General features: G+C 72.6%; 15 protein-coding genes. 10 read left to right on the forward strand and 5 right to left on the reverse strand.

Annotated features, from left to right (window positions below; genetic code table 11):
* The first annotated feature begins 122 nt into the window (after positions 1-122).
* From JNO44_RS31110 to JNO44_RS31125, 4 genes are all read left to right on the forward strand, one after another.
* Complete coding sequence (locus JNO44_RS31110) at positions 123-3,074, forward strand: bifunctional acetate--CoA ligase family protein/GNAT family N-acetyltransferase (RefSeq protein WP_205367023.1); 2,952 nt, start codon at positions 123-125, stop codon at positions 3,072-3,074.
* Positions 3,075-3,112: 38 nt separating this feature from the next.
* Positions 3,113-3,703, forward strand: a complete 591-nt coding sequence (locus tag JNO44_RS31115; protein WP_039640685.1) for a DUF5998 family protein — start codon at positions 3,113-3,115, stop codon at positions 3,701-3,703.
* A complete protein-coding gene (locus JNO44_RS31120) occupies positions 3,703-4,893 on the forward strand; it encodes an alkaline phosphatase family protein (protein ID WP_205367024.1) in 1,191 nt (396 codons plus the stop codon). The genes JNO44_RS31115 and JNO44_RS31120 overlap by 1 nt, the downstream gene beginning before the upstream one ends.
* An 87-nt stretch (positions 4,894-4,980) precedes the next feature.
* Positions 4,981-5,658, forward strand: a complete 678-nt coding sequence (locus JNO44_RS31125; protein ID WP_073449666.1) for a thymidine kinase — start codon at positions 4,981-4,983, stop codon at positions 5,656-5,658.
* A gap of 22 nt (positions 5,659-5,680) precedes the next feature.
* Here the strand turns inward: JNO44_RS31125 and JNO44_RS31130 are convergent, their stop codons facing one another.
* Positions 5,681-6,454 (reverse strand): VOC family protein, encoded by a 774-nt coding sequence (locus JNO44_RS31130; RefSeq protein WP_073449664.1) that lies wholly within the window; start codon positions 6,452-6,454, stop codon positions 5,681-5,683.
* Positions 6,455-6,704: 250 nt separating this feature from the next.
* Between JNO44_RS31130 and JNO44_RS31135 the strand changes: the two genes are divergently transcribed.
* Positions 6,705-7,544 carry a sulfurtransferase gene (locus JNO44_RS31135; RefSeq protein WP_205367025.1) on the forward strand — a complete coding sequence of 280 codons (840 nt, stop codon included), beginning with the start codon at positions 6,705-6,707 and terminating at the stop codon, positions 7,542-7,544.
* Between the two features lie 111 nt (positions 7,545-7,655).
* Here the strand turns inward: JNO44_RS31135 and sepH are convergent, their stop codons facing one another.
* Positions 7,656-8,708 carry a septation protein SepH gene (sepH, locus tag JNO44_RS31140; protein ID WP_078876200.1) on the reverse strand — a complete coding sequence of 351 codons (1,053 nt, stop codon included), beginning with the start codon at positions 8,706-8,708 and terminating at the stop codon, positions 7,656-7,658.
* A gap of 497 nt (positions 8,709-9,205) precedes the next feature.
* On the opposite strand from sepH, the gene JNO44_RS31145 reads away from it, so the two are divergent.
* Positions 9,206-10,336 carry a hypothetical protein gene (locus JNO44_RS31145; RefSeq protein WP_205367026.1) on the forward strand — a complete coding sequence of 377 codons (1,131 nt, stop codon included), beginning with the start codon at positions 9,206-9,208 and terminating at the stop codon, positions 10,334-10,336.
* A gap of 126 nt (positions 10,337-10,462) precedes the next feature.
* Here the strand turns inward: JNO44_RS31145 and JNO44_RS31150 are convergent, their stop codons facing one another.
* Positions 10,463-11,803, reverse strand: a complete 1,341-nt coding sequence (locus JNO44_RS31150; RefSeq protein WP_205367035.1) for a D-arabinono-1,4-lactone oxidase — start codon at positions 11,801-11,803, stop codon at positions 10,463-10,465.
* A gap of 563 nt (positions 11,804-12,366) precedes the next feature.
* The gene (locus JNO44_RS31155; RefSeq protein ID WP_205367040.1) at positions 12,367-13,653 is read right to left on the reverse strand and encodes an MFS transporter; all 1,287 of its coding nucleotides are present in this window, start codon (positions 13,651-13,653) and stop codon (positions 12,367-12,369) included.
* A 163-nt stretch (positions 13,654-13,816) separates the two neighbouring features.
* Here JNO44_RS31155 and JNO44_RS31160 point away from each other — a divergent pair, with 163 nt between their 5' ends.
* Entirely contained in the window at positions 13,817-14,971 is a 1,155-nt protein-coding gene (locus JNO44_RS31160) for a ferrochelatase (RefSeq protein ID WP_205367043.1), read from the forward strand.
* 74 nt (positions 14,972-15,045) lie between these two features.
* Complete coding sequence (locus JNO44_RS31165; protein WP_039632000.1) at positions 15,046-15,876, forward strand: inositol monophosphatase family protein; 831 nt, start codon at positions 15,046-15,048, stop codon at positions 15,874-15,876.
* A 95-nt stretch (positions 15,877-15,971) separates the two neighbouring features.
* Here the strand turns inward: JNO44_RS31165 and JNO44_RS31170 are convergent, their stop codons facing one another.
* Positions 15,972-16,142, reverse strand: a complete 171-nt coding sequence (locus JNO44_RS31170; RefSeq protein ID WP_167390903.1) for a hypothetical protein — start codon at positions 16,140-16,142, stop codon at positions 15,972-15,974.
* Positions 16,143-16,465: 323 nt separating this feature from the next.
* Between JNO44_RS31170 and JNO44_RS31175 the strand changes: the two genes are divergently transcribed.
* Together JNO44_RS31175 and JNO44_RS31180 are read left to right on the forward strand one after the other, a co-directional pair.
* Positions 16,466-17,119 (forward strand): response regulator transcription factor, encoded by a 654-nt coding sequence (locus tag JNO44_RS31175; RefSeq protein WP_016576171.1) that lies wholly within the window; start codon positions 16,466-16,468, stop codon positions 17,117-17,119.
* Positions 17,120-17,125: 6 nt separating this feature from the next.
* Entirely contained in the window at positions 17,126-18,394 is a 1,269-nt protein-coding gene (locus JNO44_RS31180; protein ID WP_073449653.1) for a sensor histidine kinase, read from the forward strand.
* The last annotated feature ends 405 nt before the right edge of the window (positions 18,395-18,799 follow it).

Raw genomic sequence — 18,799 nt, forward strand, 5'->3', positions numbered from 1 at the left:
CCGGCCTCCCGTCTGGGCTGTACGGCTCTCTTCCGGGCCGTCGGTCCTGATGCGGCAGGGGCCGGGAAGTCGAGCGTACGCGCGTCGAGCCCGTTGTCGGCGGCCCGCCGTACGCTGTCCGCATGCAGACGCCGCCGGATCATGCGTACCCGACCCACTGGGAAGCCGACGTGGTGCTGCGCGACGGCGGCACGGCACGCATCCGGCCCATCACGCCCGACGACGCCGAGCGGTTGGTCTCCTTCTACGAGCAGGTCTCGGACGAATCGAAGTACTACCGCTTCTTCGCCCCGTATCCCCGCCTGTCCGACCGCGACGTCCACCGGTTCACCCACCACGACTACATCGACCGGGTCGGCCTGGCCGCCACGGTGGGCGGCGAGTTCATCGCCACCGTCCGCTACGACCGGATCGACGAGCGCGGGCTGCCCGCCAAGAACCCCGACGACGACCAGGCCGAGGTCGCCTTCCTCGTCCAGGACGCCCACCAGGGCCGCGGCGTCGCCTCCGCCCTCCTGGAGCACATCGCCGCGGTCGCCCGCGAGCGCGGCATCCGTCGGTTCGCCGCCGAGGTCCTGCCCGCCAACACCAAGATGATCAAGGTGTTCACGGACGCCGGCTACACCCAGAAGCGCACCTTCGAGGACGGCGTCGTCCGCCTGGAGCTCGACCTCGAACCGACCGAGCAGTCCGTCGCCGTGATGCGCGGCCGCGAACAGCGCGCAGAGGCCCGCTCCGTCCAGCGGCTGCTCGCCCCCGGCTCGGTCGCCGTCATCGGCACCGGCCGCGCCCCCGGCGGCCTCGGCCGCACCGCGCTGCGCAACATCCTCGACGCCGGCTTCACCGGCCGCGTGCACGCCGTCAACCACGCCTTCCCCGAGGGCGTCCGGCACCTGGAGCCCGAGGGTGTCCCCGCCGCCCGCACGCTGCGCGAGATCCCCGAGCCGGTCGACCTGGCGGTCATCGCCGTCCCCGCGGCCGCAGTCCCCGACGTCGTCAGGGACTGCGGCGAACACGGCGTCCAAGGGGTGCTGGTCCTCTCCTCCGGATACGCCGAGGCCGGCGTGGAAGGTCGCGAGCGACAGCGCTCCCTGCTCCGCCAGGTCCGCTCGTACGGCATGCGCCTCATCGGCCCCAACGCCTTCGGTCTGCTCAACACCGCCCCCGACGTCCGGCTGAACGCCTCCCTCGCCCCCCGGATGCCCGGCGCCGGCCGGATCGGCCTGTTCACCCAGTCCGGAGCGATCGGCATCGCCTTGCTCAGCGGACTGCACGCGCGCGGCCCCGGCGACGGCGGCATCGCCGGCATCTCCACCTTCGCCTCGACCGGCAACCGCGCAGACGTCTCCGGCAACGACCTCCTGCAGTTCTGGTACGACGACCCGCACACCGACGTCGCGATCCTCTATCTGGAATCCATCGGCAACCCCCGGAAGTTCGCCCGGCTCGCCCGCCGCACCGCCGCCGTCAAACCCGTGGTGGTCGCCAAGGGGGCCCGCCATCACGGCACCGCCCCCCTGGGCCACGCCGTGCCCACCGTCCGGGTCCCCGACAGCACCGTCGCCGCCCTCATGCGCCAGGCCGGGGTGATCCGCGTCGACACCGTCACCGAGCTGATCGACGCCGGACTGCTGCTGGCCTCCCAACCACTGCCGGCCGGCCCGCGCGTCGCCATCCTGGGCAACTCCGAATCGCTGGCCCTCCTGGCCTACGACGCCTGCCTCACCGAAGGACTGCGCCCGCAGCGCCCCCATGTTCTGCCCTCCGCGGCGACCCCGGAGGACTTCCGCGCTGCCCTCGCCGAGGCGCTCGCCGGGGACGGCTGGGACGCCGTCGTCGTCACCGCCATCCCGTGGGTGGGGGAGGAAGGCACCGCCTCCATGGGTGGGAGCGAAGGCGCCGCGCTCGCCGACGCCCTGCGCGCCGCGGTCGCCGCCGACCCGGGCAAGCCGGTCACCGTCGTCCACCTCGCCATGGACGACCTGGCCGAAACGCTCGCGGCCCCACCCGGGCCCGAGGCCCCGCACGCGCCCCAGGAGCCGACCACCCCGGCGCAGCGCCCCGCCCCCGGCAGCCGGGAGCGGCCCCCCGCCCCACCCCGCCCGCCGGCCCCCGGGTACGCCCCGGACCGGGCACCCGCCCCGGGGGCCCGACAGGCCGCCGCCCCCGAGACCCCGGCCCGCCCCCGTCCCGTCCACATCCCCGCCTACCCTGCCGCCGAGCGCGCCGTCCGCGCCCTCGCCGAGGCCGTCCGGTACGCCGCGTGGCGCCGGTCCGCCGCCGAGCCGGGCCGGGTTCCCGAGTACGACGACATCCAGGAGGCGGCGGCCGGCGTCGACATCGAGCGGCTGCTCGACCGGCTCACCGGGGACGTCGCCCCCGGCCGCTCCGTCGCGCTGCCACCCGCCGACGCCGAGGCGCTGCTGGCCCGCTACGGCATCCATACCCGCCCCTCGCTCCCGGCACCCGACCCGGACGCCGCCGTCCGCGCCGCCGCCCGGCTCGGCTACCCGGTCGCCCTCAAGACCACCGCCCCCCACCTGCGGCACCGCGCCGACCTCGGCGGCGTCCGCCTCGACATCGCGAGCGAGGCCGAACTCCGCCGCACCTACGCGGAACTGACCGACTTCCTGGGCTCTCCCGAAGAGCTCCGGCCGGTCGTCCAGTCGATGGTGCCGCGCGGCGTCGACACCGTCGTCCGTGCCGCCATCGACCCCGCCGCCGGCGCGGTCCTCTCCTTCGGGCTGGCCGGTGCCCCCTCCCAGTTGCTGGGCGACATCGCCCACCGTCTGATTCCGGCCACCGACCGCGAGGTCACCGAGCAGATCCGGTCGATCCGCAGCGCCCCGCTCCTGTTCGGCTGGCGCGGTTCCCAGCCCGTGGACACCGCCGCCCTGGAGGAACTGCTGCTGCGGGTGTCCCGGCTCGTCGACGACCACCCCGAGGTGGTCGCCGTGGACCTCGAACCAGTCGTCGTCGCCCCGCACGGCCTGGCCGTCCTGAGCGCCTCGGTCCGGCTCGCCAGACCGCCCGCGACCACCGACCTGGGCCCTCGCAGGCTGCCCGTCTACTGAGGGTCTCGCGGCCCGGTGCGCCCCGTAAGATGGACCCCATGGCTAAGACCGGTACGACGACCCAGGGGCTGCGCGCGGCGATCGAGCGCAGTGGCTATTACCCGACGCTCGTGGCCGAGGCGGTGCAGGCCGCGGTCGGCGGCGAGCCGGTCGTGTCGTACCTCGTCCACCAGGAGACGACCTTCGACGCCAACGAGGTCCGTCGCCACGTCACGGTCCTGGTCCTGACCGGCACCCGCTTCATCGTCAGCCACACCGACGAGCAGGCCGCCGACGCCACCTCCCCGTCCCCGTACGCCACCACGTCCACGGAGTCCGTCAAGCTCGGCCGGATCTCGTCCGTGGTGCTCAGCCGCGTCGTCGCCAACCCCGAGTCCTACACTCCCGGCCAGCTGCCCCGCGAGGTCGTCCTCACCATCGGCTGGGGCGCCGTCGCGCGCCTCGACCTGGAGCCCGCCAGCTGCGGCGACCCCAACTGCGACGCGGACCACGGTTACACCGGTTCCTCCACCGCCGACGACCTCTCCCTCCGGGTCAGCGAGGCCGGCGACGGCCCGGACTCGGTGCGCGAGACCCTCGCCTTCGCCCAGGCGCTCTCCGAGGCCACCGCGGCCACCAGCGCCCGCTGATGGCCCACACCGCCCCCTTCTGGCCGGAACCGGAACCGCTCGACCCGCTGACCGCCCCGGTGCCCCGCTACGGCACCGGCTCGCTCGCCGACCTGCTGCCCGCCGTCGTCGCCGGCCAGGGCCTGCCCGGCGTCACCACGGACATGGAACTGGCCCCCGCCGACCGCGCCTGCGTCTTCCTGATCGACGGGCTCGGCTGGGAGCTGCTGCGCGCCCACCCGGACGAGGCCCCGTTCCTCACCTCCCTCCTGGGCACCTCGCTCAACGGCACCGGCCAGCCGCTCACCGCCGGCTTCCCGGCCACCACCGCCACCTCCCTCGCCTCGGTCGGCACCGGCCTGCCACCGGGCGCCCACGGCCTGCCCGGATACACCTGCGAGGACCCCGCCACCGGCGCGCTGATGAACCAGCTGCGCTGGCGCCCGTGGACCGATCCGCACGTCTGGCAGCCCTACCCGACGGTCTTCCAGCTCGCCGACGCCGCCGGCATCCACACCTGCCAGGTCTCCGCACCGGACTTCGCGCAGACTCCCCTCACCCGGATCGCGCTCAGCGGCGGCACCTTCCACGGCCGGCTCTCCGGCGAGGAGCGAATGGACCTCGCCGCCGAACAACTCGCCGCCGGCGACCGCTCCCTGGTCTACACGTACTACTCCGAGGTCGACGGCAAGGGCCACCGCTACGGCGTCGACTCCGACGCCTGGCGCGGCCAACTGCTCTACGTGGACCGGCTCGCCCAACGGCTCGCCGAGCAACTCCCGCCGCGCAGCGCCCTGTACATCACCGCCGACCACGGCATGATCGACATCCCCTTCGACCCCGACTCCCGAATCGACTTCGACGAGGACTGGGAACTGCGCGCCGGCGTACGCCTGTTGGGCGGCGAGGGCCGGGCGCGGCACGTCTACGCCCACCCGGGGGCGGCGGCCGACGTGCTCACCGTCTGGCGCGAGGTGGTCGGCGACCAGATGTGGGTCGCCAGCCGCGAGGAGGCCATCGCCGCGGGCTGGTTCGGGCAGGACGTCGACGACCGGGTCCGCGCCCGGATCGGCGACGTGGTGGCCGCCGCCCACGCCGACATGGCGATCATCGCGAGTGAACGGGAGCCGGGGGAGTCGCAGATGGTCGGCCTGCACGGCTCCATGACCCCGGTGGAGCAGCTGGTGCCGCTTCTCGAAGTCCGCACCTGACCCGTCACCGCGCCAGGTCGGCGCGGCCCCGTATTGCCCGACCCGCACCGTCCCTTCCGTACGAGCCCGAAAGGCCCGCCACCCCCCATGCCCGAGCTGGTGTTCTTCTCCGGAACGATGGACTGCGGAAAGTCGACACTGGCGCTGCAGATCGAGCACAACCGCTCGGCCCGCGGCCTGCAGGGCATGATCTACAGCCGTAACGACCGGGCCGGCCGCGGCAAGCTCTCCTCCCGCCTGGGCCTGGTCACCGAGGCCGTCGAGGCGGCGGACGACCTGGACTTCTACGCCCACGTCGTGGACCACCTCAGTTCCGGCGGCCGGGTGGACTACATCATCGCCGACGAGGCGCAGTTCCTCGCCCCCGAGCAGGTCGACCAGCTCGCCCGGGTCGTCGACGACCTCGGGCTGGACGTCTTCGCGTTCGGCATCACCACCGACTTCCGCAGCAAGCTCTTCCCCGGTTCCCAGCGGCTGGTCGAACTCGCCGACCGCATAGAGGTGCTGAAGGTCGAGGCGCTGTGCTGGTGCGGCGCCCGGGCCACCCACAACGCCCGCACGGTCGACGGCCGGATGGTCGTCGAGGGCGCGCAGGTCGTCGTCGGCGACGTGCGCGGCGAAACCGGTGGCGAGGGGGCGGAGCGGCCGGCCGAGGTCGGCTACGAGGTGCTGTGCCGGCGCCACCACCGCCGCCTGCAGACCGCGGCGACCGCGCATGCGGCGGCGCTCTCGCCGGACGTCCTGCCGGTCGACGCCCAGCGCTAGTCGCACCGGGCCGTGGGGCGGCTCAGCGCCGCTGGATGATCGTGAAGACCGCGCCGTCGTTGTCGGCGACGGTCGCCAGCCGGCCGTGTGCCGAGTCCCGCGCCGGCCGCAGCACATGGCCGCCCAGCTCGACGACCCGACGGGCGGCGGCGTCGGTGTCCGAGACGGCGAAGTACGTCATCCAGTGCGGCCCCCGGTCGCGCGGCAGCGCGTTGCCGACACCGTGGATGCCGGCGACCGGCTTTCCCTTGATGTGCAGCGTCAGATAGTCGAAGTCGGCGGAGACCACGGCCTCCGACTCGAACCCGAAGACATGCTCGTAGAACGGGGCGACGGAGTCCGTCTCCTGGGTGACCAGTTCGTTCCATACGGGGGTGCCCGGCTCGCCGCTGACCGCGGTGCCCAGCATCGCCCTACCCTGCCACACGCCGAAGATGGCGCCCTGCGGATCGGAGGCGATCGCCATCCGGCCGGCGTCGTCGGCGTCCAGCGGGCCCACGCCCACCGTGCCGCCGCAGGAACGGATCTGCTCGGCGGTCACGTCCGCGTCGTCACTGGCCAGGTAGGTGGTCCAGGCGACCGGGAGGTGCCGGTCGGCCGCCAGTTCGCCGACCCCGGCCACCTCCAGGCCGTCGAGGAAGGCACGGGCGTACGGACCGAAATGCTGCGGCCCCGGGCGGAACTCCCAGCCGAAGAGCGCGCCGTAGAACTCCTGCGTCGCGGGCAGGCTGTGTGCCAGGAGGCTCACCCAGCAGGGCGCGCCGGGCATCCGCCGGGCTGCTGCCTCGGTCGTCATCGTCACTCTCTCCTCGGAGCATCAGGGTGCTGGCCATGTGCGGTACGGGCGCGGGTCCCGAGCAGATGCTCGCACCCTGTCACCGGGTGTGCGCCCCGGCCGCGCCGTCCACGGCGCGTTCACGAGGGAGAATGCCCGTTTTAATGTTCCTCTTCCGTTTCGGTGGCGTTACGGCGCCGACGAACTCCGTCATACGGAGGGTGGGCACCCGCCTTCTGTACGTAGTCACTGCTACGCAAGGATGAGTCCCATGAATGCCATCATCACCGCTACCGAACTCGCGAGCGAGTTGGCGGGCCCCGAGGCTCCGCTCCTCCTGGACGTGCGCTACCAGCTCGGCGGCCCGCCCGGCCGCCCCGAGTACGAGGCCGGCCACCTGCCCGGCGCGGTCTACGTCGACCTCGACGGCGAACTGGCCGGCCCGCCCGGCGCGGCGGGCCGGCACCCGCTGCCCGACCTCGCCGCCTTCGCCGCCGCGATGCGGGCCGCCGGTGTCAGTGCCGACCGACCGGTGGTCACCTACGACGGTGGCCAGGGCTGGGCCGCCGCCCGTGCGTGGTGGCTGCTGCGCTGGGCGGGCCACCCGGACGTGCGCGTCCTCGACGGCGGACTCGCCGCCTGGCAGGCGTCCGACGGCCCCATGAGTGTCGACAAAGTGACTCCGGAGTCGGGTGACTTCACCCCCGCGCCCGGTGCGGTGCCGCTGCTCACCGCGGACGACGCGGCCGCGCTGGCCCGCCGCGGCGTCCTCCTGGACGCGCGGGCAGGGGAGCGCTACCGGGGCGAGACCGAACCCATCGACCCGGTGGCCGGTCACATCCCCGGTGCGGTGTCCGCCCCCACGGCCGAGAACGTCGCCGACGGCAGCACGGTCTTCCGTCCCGCCGCCGAACTGGCGAAGCGGTTCGCGGCGCTGGGCGCCACGCCCGACGCCGAGGTCGGCGTCTACTGCGGCTCCGGCGTCTCCGCCGCCCACCAGGTCCTCGCCCTCGCCGTCGCCGGGATCCCCGCGGCCCTGTACGTCGGCTCCTGGAGCGAATGGTGCGCCGACCCATCTCGCCCTGTCGCCACCGGCCCCCAGCCCGGCTGAGCGGCCGCTGAGGCCCGCGACGGGCCCACGCAACGACTTCGCCCACCCCCTGTGTGCAGGGGGCGGGCGAAGTCGTCACGCACAACACGGCCGGAACCCGGCCGTTACGGCCTATTCAGGCTTCTTCCTCCGGGTGCCGAAGACGATCTCGTCCCAGCTGGGCACCGCGGCCCGGCGCCCGGGGCGCACCCCGTCCGCCTCGGCCTGCCGGTCCGTCGTCCCGGTCAGGCGGTCGCGGTGGCCGGCGACCGCCCGCGGCATCAGCACATCGGCATACGCGGAACCCGCGCCCGCGCTCGCCGCCGGGGCCGGCGGCTCCTCGACCTCGGCCTGCTCCGTCTCTTCCTTCTGCGGCGCCTTGGCGCTGTCCGGCACGACCATGTCGCCCCGGAAACTGGGCACCGCCTCCAGCAGGCTGGTCAGCGAATCCCGCTCCCGCTCGCCGGTGGCCTCCTCGGCCCGCGCCTCTCGTTCCCGCTCCCGGTCCTCGCCGGGCCGCTCGGGCATCTGACGGTCCAGGGCGCGGTCCAGCGGCCGGTCGCGCGGCAACCGCGCGATCCGGGGCACGAACGGGAAGCTCGGCTCGGGGGTGTCGTCGCTCTCGCCGATCAGCGCCCGCGCCTCGTCGTCCACGGCCTGCACCAGTCGGCGCGGCGGGTCGTACGTCCAGGTCGCCGACCGCGGCTCACCCGCGACCCGGTAGACGAGCAGCACCTCCCACGTGCCGTCGTCCCGGCGCCAGGAGTCCCACTGGGCACTGTCCTTGTCGGCGCCGCGCAGCAGCAGCCGCTCCGAGACGGCCTCGCCCAGCTGCGGGCCGGTGTTCTCGCCCGGTCGGCGCACAGGGGTTTTGCGGGCCCGCTCGGCCATGAACGCCCGCTCGGCGAGCACCGGTCCCTCGAAGCGGCGCACCCGGTCGACGGGGATGCCGGCGAGCTGCGCGACCTCCTCAGCGGAGGCACCGGCTCGTATCCGCGCCTGGATGTCCCGCGGGCGCAGGTGGCTCTCGACCTCGATCTCGATCTGGCCCAGCCGCGCTCTGTCGTTCCGGATGGCGGCGCGCAGCCGCTCGTCGATCGGAAGCGTGTACTCGGTGCTGTCCGCAGCCTTGAGCACCAGCCGTGTGCCGTCGTTGGAGACGGCCACGACACGCAGTTCGGGCATGGGGACCTCCCGGGTGGTGCCTGCCGACGTCACGTGCGTCGCTGCTTCCGCTAGTCGAGTGTGGCCTGCCCGGGTGCAGCCTGCCACAACATTGCCGAGTTGCCCGGCGTGTCAGGGCTTGGCCCAGCAACGCCGTTATGACACGGTTACCAGTTCGCAACGCTCGGTGACCATGCCGCTTACCCTGTCACCGACCACCCGTGCCGAGCGACGGCGCCCCAAGGAGGGTGTCACCTTCAGTGCCCCCTCCCGCGGGTCCGGGCAGCCGGACGGGAACCGGGGCCAGGGCTCGCCACAGTACTCCATTCGGGCCACCGAAGTGGACCGCCGCGCCGTGGAAGTTCTGGGCGGGCGGTCCGGGCAAGTCACCTTGTCGACCTCTCTACCTGCGACAAGGGTGGCGAGGTTCACAGATTCCACAGATTCGGAACTATTGACTCCGCCATTTGGTCACTTCTCCATGCAAGATGGATCGAAGGGGCGATCAAAGGTAGGAGATGGACGAAAAAACCGAAGCCGACACGAAGCAGAAGCGGATCGACCTGAGCGTCGCCCAGGTCGCCAGCAGCGCACTTGCCGCGGCCGTCGCCGCGTACCTCGCGGGTCAGCTCGGTGTGTACGGAACCATCATCGGCGCAGGCGTCGTCAGTGTCGTCGCCACGACCGGCGGCTCCCTGTTCCAGCACCTGTTCCGGCGCACCGGTGAGCAGATCAAGGAAGCGGCGGTCACCACCCGGCCCAAGCCGCACCGCGTCTCCATCACCCGAACCCGATCCACCAACCAACCCCAGCCCACCACCGACCCCCCGGCGCCCGCCGGTCCCACGCGGGTGCTGCCCACCTTCGACAAGCAGGGCACGGAGGACCCCGTCACCTCCGTCGCGGCCCGCGACCCCGGCCCCGCCACCGCCCGCACCCAGCTCATCCCGCGCGCCCAGCCACCCGGCCAGGACCCGGAGGCGACGCAGCTGATGGCGCGGCCCGCCGAGCGGACCATGGCACTGGGCCGGGCGGCCCTCAGGGGCGACGACGCGACCGCCGTCCTCCCGCAGGCCGGCGCGCCCGGTGCTGCTCTCCCCGGGACCGAGGAGACCAGCGCCACCTACGGCACCCGCCTGCGCGGCTGGAAGCGGCCCGCGCTCGGTGCGCTCACCGTCTTCGTGCTCGCCATGGGCGTGGTCACCGCCACCGAGCTGATCACCCAGGAGACGCCGAGCGGCACCAAGGGCACCACCGTCGGCAACTTCCTCACCGGCAACGTCGCCCCGCACCGGCCCAGTACCCCGCAGGCTCCGAACCCCGGCCACTCCACCGGCAACGGCACCGGTCGCGACGGCAGTACTCCGTCACCCGGTCCCAGCCACTCCGGCGGCAGCGACACCGACGGCACCGGTAGCGGCAGCGGCCACAGCGGGCAGAGTCCGAAGCCGACCCCGAGCGACGACGCCACCGGCTCCCCGAGCCCGGACACGTCCTCGTCGCCCGACACGTCGTCGAGCCCGTCCACCGGGAGCGACGGAGGCAAGGGTGACGGCACCGGCTCGACCGGCGGCGGTGCCACCCCGGGGCACCAGCAAGGGGAGCAGAACCCCGGCGGCCGCCAGAGCCCTGACCCCAACGCCCCCTGAACCCTCTGACGAAGGATCGCCCCCAACGGGCGGACCGCCCTACCAGCGGACCACCCACGACCGCGGCCCGGTGCACCCCCCACGGGGCACCGGGCCGCGGCGCATCATGGACCGGCCGGTCGTCCCTCAGTCACCGAGGACCTGCCGCAGGTACCCGTTGGCGAACCGGCGCTCCGGATCCAGCCGGTCGCGCAACGCGGTGAACTCGCCGAACCGCGGATAGACCTCCGCGAGGTACCCGGCGTCACGCGTGTGCAGCTTCCCCCAGTGGGGCCGCCCCTCGTGCGCCGCCATGATCCGCTCGGTGGCCCCGAAGTACGCCTGGAACGGCGTCCCGCGGTACATGTGCACCGCGATGTACACGGTCTCCCGGCCCGACGCCGTGGAAAGCGCGATGTCGTCGGCCGGCGCGGTCCGCACCTCCACCGGGAAGCTGACCTTGAAGTCCGACCGCTCCACCAACGCCTTCAGTTCACCCAGCGCCTCGATCGCCGCCGCCCTGGGGAGCGCGTACTCCATCTCCACGAACCGCACCCGCCGCGGCGAGGTGAACACCTTGTAGGGGATGTCGGTGTACGTACGGGCCGACAGCGCCCGGCTGGAGATCTTCGCGATGCCCGGTATCGCGGCCGGTACCGCCCGCCCCATGGCGCACGCCACCTGGAACACCCCGTTGGACAGCAGTTCGTCCTCGATCCAGCCGCTCACCCTCCCGGGTGGCGCCGCCGGACCCTGGCTGCGGTTGTTGCGCTTGGTGTTGCAGTTGCCGGTGTGGGGGAACCAGTAGAACTCGAAGTGCTCGTTCTCTGCGGCCAGTTCGTCGAAGCGGCCGGTCACCTCGTCGAACGACATCGGCTCCTCACGGGCGGTCAGCAGGAACTCCGGCTCCACCGCGAACGTCAGCTCGCTCACCACGCCCAGCGCGCCCAGGCCCAGCCGCGCCCCCGCGAACACCTCGGGGTTCTCCTCGGCGGAACAGCGCAGTACCGAGCCGTCGGCGGTGACCAGCTCCAGGGCGGTGATCTGCGCCGCGATCGACGCGGAGTCCCGGCCGGTGCCGTGGGTTCCGGTACTGATGGCTCCCGAGACGGTCTGTTCCATGATGTCGCCCATGTTGGCGAGCGACAGCCCGTGCGCGGACAGCGTCCGGTTGAGGACCTTGAGGGGAGTGCCGGCGGCCACGGTCACCGTCCCCGCCGCGCGGTCGATCCGACGGATCCCGGTGAGCCGCTCGGGGCGGATCAGCAGCCCGTCGGTGGCGGCGGCCGGGGTGAACGAGTGCCCGGTGCCGGCCGCCTTGACCGTCAACCCGTCCGCGGCGGCGGTCCGGACGGCGGCCGCCAGCTCCTCGGCGCTCGCCGGCGCCACGGTCCGGGCGGGGCAGGCGGTCACGTTGCCCGCCCAGTTCCGCCAGGAGCCTCCCGAACCGCGCCTTCCCGAGCCGCCGATGACGTCCGTGACTGCCATGGTGACGATGCCTCCCCTCAGCGCGGGCCGGCCGCATTCGACCGCCGTTGGTCAGCGCATGATGCCAGCCGCCGACGCCGCTTCCAGGCGGGGTGACGGGAATCACACACGTGAGAAAACGGGTGCAATCGCACGGCTCCCGGACATGTCGTACCGCCGGTAACAAGGAAATTCGGAGATGCCACTCCGGCCACCCGCCCACCGGGCGCGGAAGCCGGTCACGAACCGGGTGCCCAGTCAACGCAGCGCCTCCGAAGTCACCTGCACTGGTGGGTCGGAGGGTCGGTGGGTCGGAGGGGCGCTGGGCGTTGGGACGAGGGGTGAGCGCGCAGAAGGAAGCGCGCTGCATTCCGGCGGTGTAGACGGGAGCGGTGGTCCTATCGGTGGTGTGGACGGGAGGGGCGGTCCCCGCGGTGGTGCAGACGGGACGGGGCGGGATGGGGAGGGTTCTCCCGCAGCGGCCCGCTGCGCTTCGGCTGTCCCAACGGCGCGCGCCGGGTGCCTCGTTGGCGTCGACCGTCGTCGGTGTCGCCCCGTTTACCGTCGCGCCGTGATGCCCCGGGTCAGCCGGCGCGGGTCTCGTCGTGGCGTTCGGTGGCCGGGGGTTCCGCCGGGGCGGGGATGCCGCCGGCCGTGGGCGAGGACGGCGGCCGGGCGGCGCGCGGGCGAAGCCAGCGGTAGCCGGCGAGCGCCACCAGGGCGGCCAGGACGCCCGCCGCGAGCGGCACCACGTAACCGTGGGCGGCACCCGCCGCGTCCACCACCCAGCCGGCCGCCGACGAGCCGAGCGCCACGCCGACCGCGAGCCCGGTGCTCGTCCACGTCATGCCCTCGGTCAGCTGTGTCCGCGGCACATGCTCCTCGACCAACGCCATCGTGGTGACCATCGTCGGCGCGATCGACAGCCCGGCGAGGAACAACGCGACGGCCAGCAGCACCAGCGACCCGGTGAACGACGCGGCCAACTGGAGCGGCACCATGCTCACCGCCATCGCGGCCACCCCCACCAGCCACCGGCGGGACGGCGGCCCCGCCAGGTGCAGCAGCCCGAAGACCGCGCCGGCCACACAGGACCCCAGCGCATACACCGCCAACACCAGGCTCGCCGCGGCCTTGTGGCCCTCCTCCTGGGCGAACGCCACGGTCACCACGTCGATCGCCCCGAAGATCGCTCCGGTCGCCACGAACGTCCCCACCAGCACCCGCAGGCCCGGCGATCGCAGCGCCGATCCCTTCGCCTGCTGCTCCGGGGAATGCGGCACCGGCTCCGTCGCGCGCTGCGCCGTCAGCCAGAACACCCCCGCCGCCAGGAAGGCCCCGGCCAGCAGCGGCCCGGCCTCCGGGAACCACGCCGTCGACAGCCCGATCGAGAGGATCGGGCCGAGGATGAAGCACATCTCGTCGACGATCGACTCCCACGAATACGCGGTGTGCAGCTCACGCGGCGACCCCCGGTAGAGCTCCGCCCAACGCGCCCGCACCATCGAGCCCACGCTCGGCACACAGCCCGCACAGGCCGCGAAAGCGAACAGCGTCCAGTCCGGCCACCGCTGCTGCGCGCTCAGCAGCAGCCCGGCGACCGCCCCCAGCGACACCAGCGTGGCCGGCCGCAGCACCCGCCGCTGGCCGTGCCGGTCCACCAGCCGGGAGATCTGCGGCCCGAGGACCGCCGCGGACAGCGCGAGCGTCGCGGACAGCGCCCCGGCCAGCCCGTACCGACCGGTCAGCTGGGACACCATCGTGACGATGCCGATGCCCATCATCGACAGCGGCATCCGCCCCAGCAGCCCGGCGCCGGAGAACGACTTGGTGCCGGGGCGGCCGAATATGGCGCGGTAAGGACTGGGCAACGGGGTGCTCCGCCGGGTGAGGAAGTCGGTAAGGAATGTCGGTGGCCGATACAGCTTACGGGTCGCGCGGCCCCCTGCGCCCCCCAGTTTTCGCGCCCATTTCCCTCACCCCTACCGGGGCCTGACCCCTCGCCGCCGGACCGGGAGTGGGAGGATCGGAGGCATGCCCGAACAGTGCGACCCCCGCCCCTATGACGCCTTGCTGCTGCTGTCCTTCGGAGGCCCCGAAGGCCCCGACGACGTCGTGCCGTTCCTGGAGAACGTCACCCGTGGACGCGGCATCCCCCGCGAGCGCCTCAAGGAGGTGGGCCAGCACTACTTCCTGTTCGGTGGCGTCAGCCCCATCAACGCCCAGAACCGGGAACTCCTCGACGCCCTCCGCAAGGACTTCGCCGAACACGGCCTCGACCTGCCCGTCTACTGGGGCAACCGCAACTGGGCGCCCTACCTGACCGACACCCTGCGCGCCATGGTCACCGACGGCCACCGCCGCATCGCCGTCCTCGCCACGAGTGCGTACGCCTCGTACTCCGGCTGCCGCCAGTACCGCGAGAACCTCGCCGACGCGCTCGCCACCCTCCAGACCGAGGGCCTGCCCGTCCCCCGGTTCGACAAGCTGCGCCACTACTTCAACCACCCGGGCTTCGTGCGCCCCATGGTCGACGGCGTCCTCGCGGCCCTCGCCGAACTTCCCGAGGAGACCCGCGCCGGCGCCCGCATCGCCTTCACCACGCACTCCATCCCCACCGCCGCCGCCGACACCTCCGGCACCCCCGACGACCACACCGAGGACGGCACGGGCGGCGCCTACGTCGCCCAGCACCTGGACGTCGCCCGGAGCATCGCCGACGCCGTGCGCGCCGAGACCGGCGTCGACCACCCCTGGCAGCTCGTCTACCAGTCCCGCAGCGGCGCCCCGCACATCCCCTGGTTGGAGCCCGACATCTGCGACCACCTGGAGCAGCTGCACGGCGCCGGCGTCCCGGCCGTCGTCATGGCCCCCATCGGCTTCGTCTCGGACCACATGGAGGTCAAGTACGACCTCGACACCGAGGCCACCGCCAAGGCCGCCGAACTGGGCCTGCCGGTCGCCCGCTCGGCCACCGTCGGCGCCGACCCCCGGTTCGCCGCCGCCGTCCGCGACCTCCTCCTGGAGCGCGCCGCCACCGAGCGGGGCACCACCCCCGAGCGCTGCGCCCTGGGTGCCCTCGGCCCCTCGCACGACCTCTGCCCCGTCGGCTGCTGCCCCGCCCGTACACCCCGCCCGGCCGCCGCCGGCGCCGACTGGACCGGCCCCACGGCCGAGGCCCCCGCGTAACCCGCCCCGCCGGCCTCGTACAACCCGCCGCCCGCCCGAGCCCCCGACCACCGCTCGTCCGAGCAAGGAGCACCGTGCCCGACCCCCAGTACACCGCCCCGCCGCACACCGACCCCTTCCACGACGAACTCCTGGAGCTGGCCCTGGAGGCCGCCAGCCGCGCCGCGACCCTGCTGCGCGACGGCCGCCCCGCCGACCTGGGGGTGGCCGCCACCAAGACCAGCCCCATCGACGTCGTCACCGAGATGGACCTCGCCTCCGAGAAGCTGATCACCGACTTCATCGGCGAGCACCGCCCCACCGACGGCTTCCTCGGCGAGGAGGGCGCCGGCAGCACCGGCACCAGCGGCGTGCGCTGGGTCATCGACCCCGTGGACGGCACCGTCAACTACCTCTACGGGCTGCCCTCCTGGGCCGTGTCCATCGCCGCCGAGAAAGACGGCGAGACGGTCGTCGGGGTGGTCACCGCCCCCATGCGCGGCGAGACCTTCCAGGCCGTCCGCGGCCGCGGCGCCCACCTCAACGGCGAGCCGATCCACCACCGCCCCGCCCCACCGCTCTCCCAGGCCCTGGTCGGCACCGGCTTCGGCTACCTCACCGAGCGGCGCGCCGCCCAGGCAGAGGTGGTCCGCACCCTGCTCCCGCAGGTCCGCGACATCCGCCGCGGCGGTTCGGCCGCCATCGACCTGTGCGACGTGGCCTGCGGCCGGCTCGACGGCTACTACGAGCGCGGCCTCAATCCCTGGGACCTGGCGGCCGGCGTCCTGATCGCCTCCGAGGCCGGCGCGCTCACCGGCGGCCGTCCCGGCCAGGCCCCCTCCCACGAGCTGACCCTCGCCGCCTCCCCGGGCGTCTTCGCCGAGCTCCAGCCGCTCCTCGACGACCTCGGCGCCTGGCACGACTGACCGTCCCCGGACCGACGGACCGCACACGGACACGGCTGCGCCCCGGCACCATCCCTCGGTGCCGGGGCGCAGCCGCTGTCGTACGAGGCCGGGAATCAGGCGTTGACGCTGTAGCGAACGCCGTGCTCGGTCGCCAGGCGCTTCAGGTCCTCAAGCTCCGCCAGCTCGACCTCGGCGAGGAACTCGTCACCCGACTCGCGGGCCCGGACCAGATCGGCTTCGGTGTTCCGTATGCGCTGCAAAATACCTGCGGTGAACGCGTCCATGGTGCGCCCCCTCGTCGTGGGTCGGTGGCACGGGGGTGTGCCGACGGGTGGGTCGATCACGGCGTGGTCCCTGCGATGGATACCAAGCGTGGCAAGACGCCGGTACAGGGCGTGATCGCGGGTGTGCAGTCGTCCTCCCCACGCGCACTCTCAGGGAAACCTCAAACGGCCCGGGAATCCGGGGCCGCACCGGCCCCGCCCCACCGCCCCTGCCCCTTCCACACCCCCCCTTACCGCCGGTTTATGACTCTTCGGGGCAGGATGGAAGGGCTCTGAACGTTGTTGTGCCCTGCTCATCAAGGGCCGTAAGGAAGGACTGCGACGTGCGTGTTCTCGTCGTCGAGGACGAGCAGCTGCTCGCCGATGCTGTGGCCACCGGACTACGCCGGGAGGCCATGGCCGTCGACGTGGTCTATGACGGCGCCGCCGCGCTGGAGCGGATCGCGGTCAACGACTACGACGTCGTCGTCCTCGACCGCGACCTCCCGCTCGTCCACGGCGACGACGTCTGCCGCAAGCTCGTCGAGCTGGGCATGCCCACCCGCGTCCTGATGCTCACCGCCTCCGGCGACGTCAGCGACCGCGTCGAGGGCCTGGAGATCGGCGCCGACGACTACCTCCCCAAGCCGTTCGCGTTCACCGAGCTGACCGCCCGGGTCCGCGCCCTCGGCCGCCGCACCACGGTCGCCCTGCCGCCGGTCCTGGAGCGCGCCGGGATCAAGCTCGACCCCAACCGCCGCGAGGTCTTCCGCGACGGCCGGGAGGTCCAGCTCGCCCCCAAGGAGTTCGCGGTCCTGGAAGTCCTCATGCGCAGCGAGGGCACGGTCGTCTCGGCCGAGCAGCTCCTGGAGAAGGCGTGGGACGAGAACACCGACCCGTTCACCAACGTCGTCCGGGTCACGGTCATGACGCTGCGCCGCAAGCTCGGCGAGCCCGCAGTGATCGTCACCGTCCCCGGCTCGGGATACCGGATCTGACCGGCGATGCCTTCCCTGCCCTCGTTCTCCAGCTCCAAGTCGGCACCGCCGCCGCCACCGGTGCCCCCCAAGCCAGCTTGGGACCCAAAACCGGTCAACGTCCGGCCTTTCCCCTGGCTGCGGCCCACTATCCGGATACGGCTCACGCTGCTGTACGGCGGCATGTTCCTGATGGCCGGAATCGTGCTGCTCACGATCATCTACATGCTCGCCGCGGCCGCCCTGCACGACGGCAGCGCGCTGCCGCTGAAGATCCTCGGCGGAAAGTTCCAGTCCACCAGCGACATCTGCGACCTGCCCACGGAGACCTCCGGGGCGCTGCTCCAGGAGGCCGTCAACAACTGCCTGATGCACCAGCGGGCGGTCGCCCTGAACAACCTCCTCAACCGTTCGTTGTTGGCGTTGTTGGGGTTGACGATCGTGGCGTTCGCGTTCGGTTATGCGATGGCGGGGCGGGTGTTGTCGCCGTTGGGGCGGATCACGCGGACCGCGCAGCGGGTGGCGGGGTCGGATCTGCATCGGCGGATCGAGTTGGGTGGTCCGGATGACGAGCTGAAGGAGTTGGCGGACACCTTCGACGAGATGTTGGACCGGTTGGACCGGGCGTTTGAGTCGCAGCGGCGGTTCGTGTCGAACGCGTCGCATGAGTTGCGGACGCCGTTGGCGATCAATCGGACGTTGTTGGAGGTGCAGCTGGCGGATCCGCAGGCGTCGCCGGAGGTGCAGCAGCTGGGGAAGACGCTGTTGGCGACCAATGAGCGCAGTGAGCAGTTGGTGGAGGGGTTGCTACTGCTGGCGCGCAGTGAGAACAAGATCGTGGACAAGCGTCCGGTGGATCTGTCGGAGGTGGCTTCGCAGGCGGTGGATCAGACGCGTGAGGAGGCGCAGGCCAAGGGGGTGCAGCTGCGCGGGGTGCGGCAGCAGGTGTTCGTGCAGGGCAATGGGGTGCTGTTGGAGCGGATCGCGTTGAATCTGGTGCAGAACGCGGTGCGGTACAACGTGCCGGAGGGCGGTTGGGTGGAGGTGACCACGGAGCCGCAGCCGGGGTGTGCGGTGCTGGTGGTCTCCAATACGGGGCCGGTGGTGCCGGCCTACGAGGTGGAGAACCTCTTCGAACCGTTCCGGCGGCTGCGTACGGAGCGGACCGGCAGCGACAAGGGCGTGGGCCTTGGCCTGTCCATCGTCCGGTCCGTGGTCCGCGCCCACGACGGCACCATCACCGCCGAACCCCGCGAAGGCGGCGGACTCGACATGCGCGTCGTCCTCCCGCTCTGAGACAGACGGCAAGGCCCCTGTGCGGCCGCTGGAGAGGTCGTGCGCCGCGCCGGGAACTTCCGGCTACCCGGTGGTACGGTCGCCCGTCCGGCGGCCGTACACCCGGATTCCACCCGGCCTCGTTCGACTTTCCGGTTTGACGAGGCGGGGGGTCTTTGGGGATCCTTCGCCGAGTTCGCTTTGCGCGGAATTCGGCGGGTCAGCCCGCCGCCTTCAGCGTGTGTGATCCCTCACAGAGGCCCCTTTCCGGCCATCTACCCTCCGTGATCGAATTGCCTGGTGGAAAGCCGGGAAAATCCGGGTTTCCCAAGGCCCTGATCACGGGAAGTACACGTGATGGGCTGCGCGAGGTGCGACATTCGGACCGTGTACGGTCCTGATCGCCATCCAAACCGATCACCTCTT

The organism is Streptomyces noursei, from assembly GCF_016917755.1.
Taxonomy (GTDB): Bacteria; Actinomycetota; Actinomycetes; order Streptomycetales; family Streptomycetaceae; genus Streptomyces; species Streptomyces yunnanensis.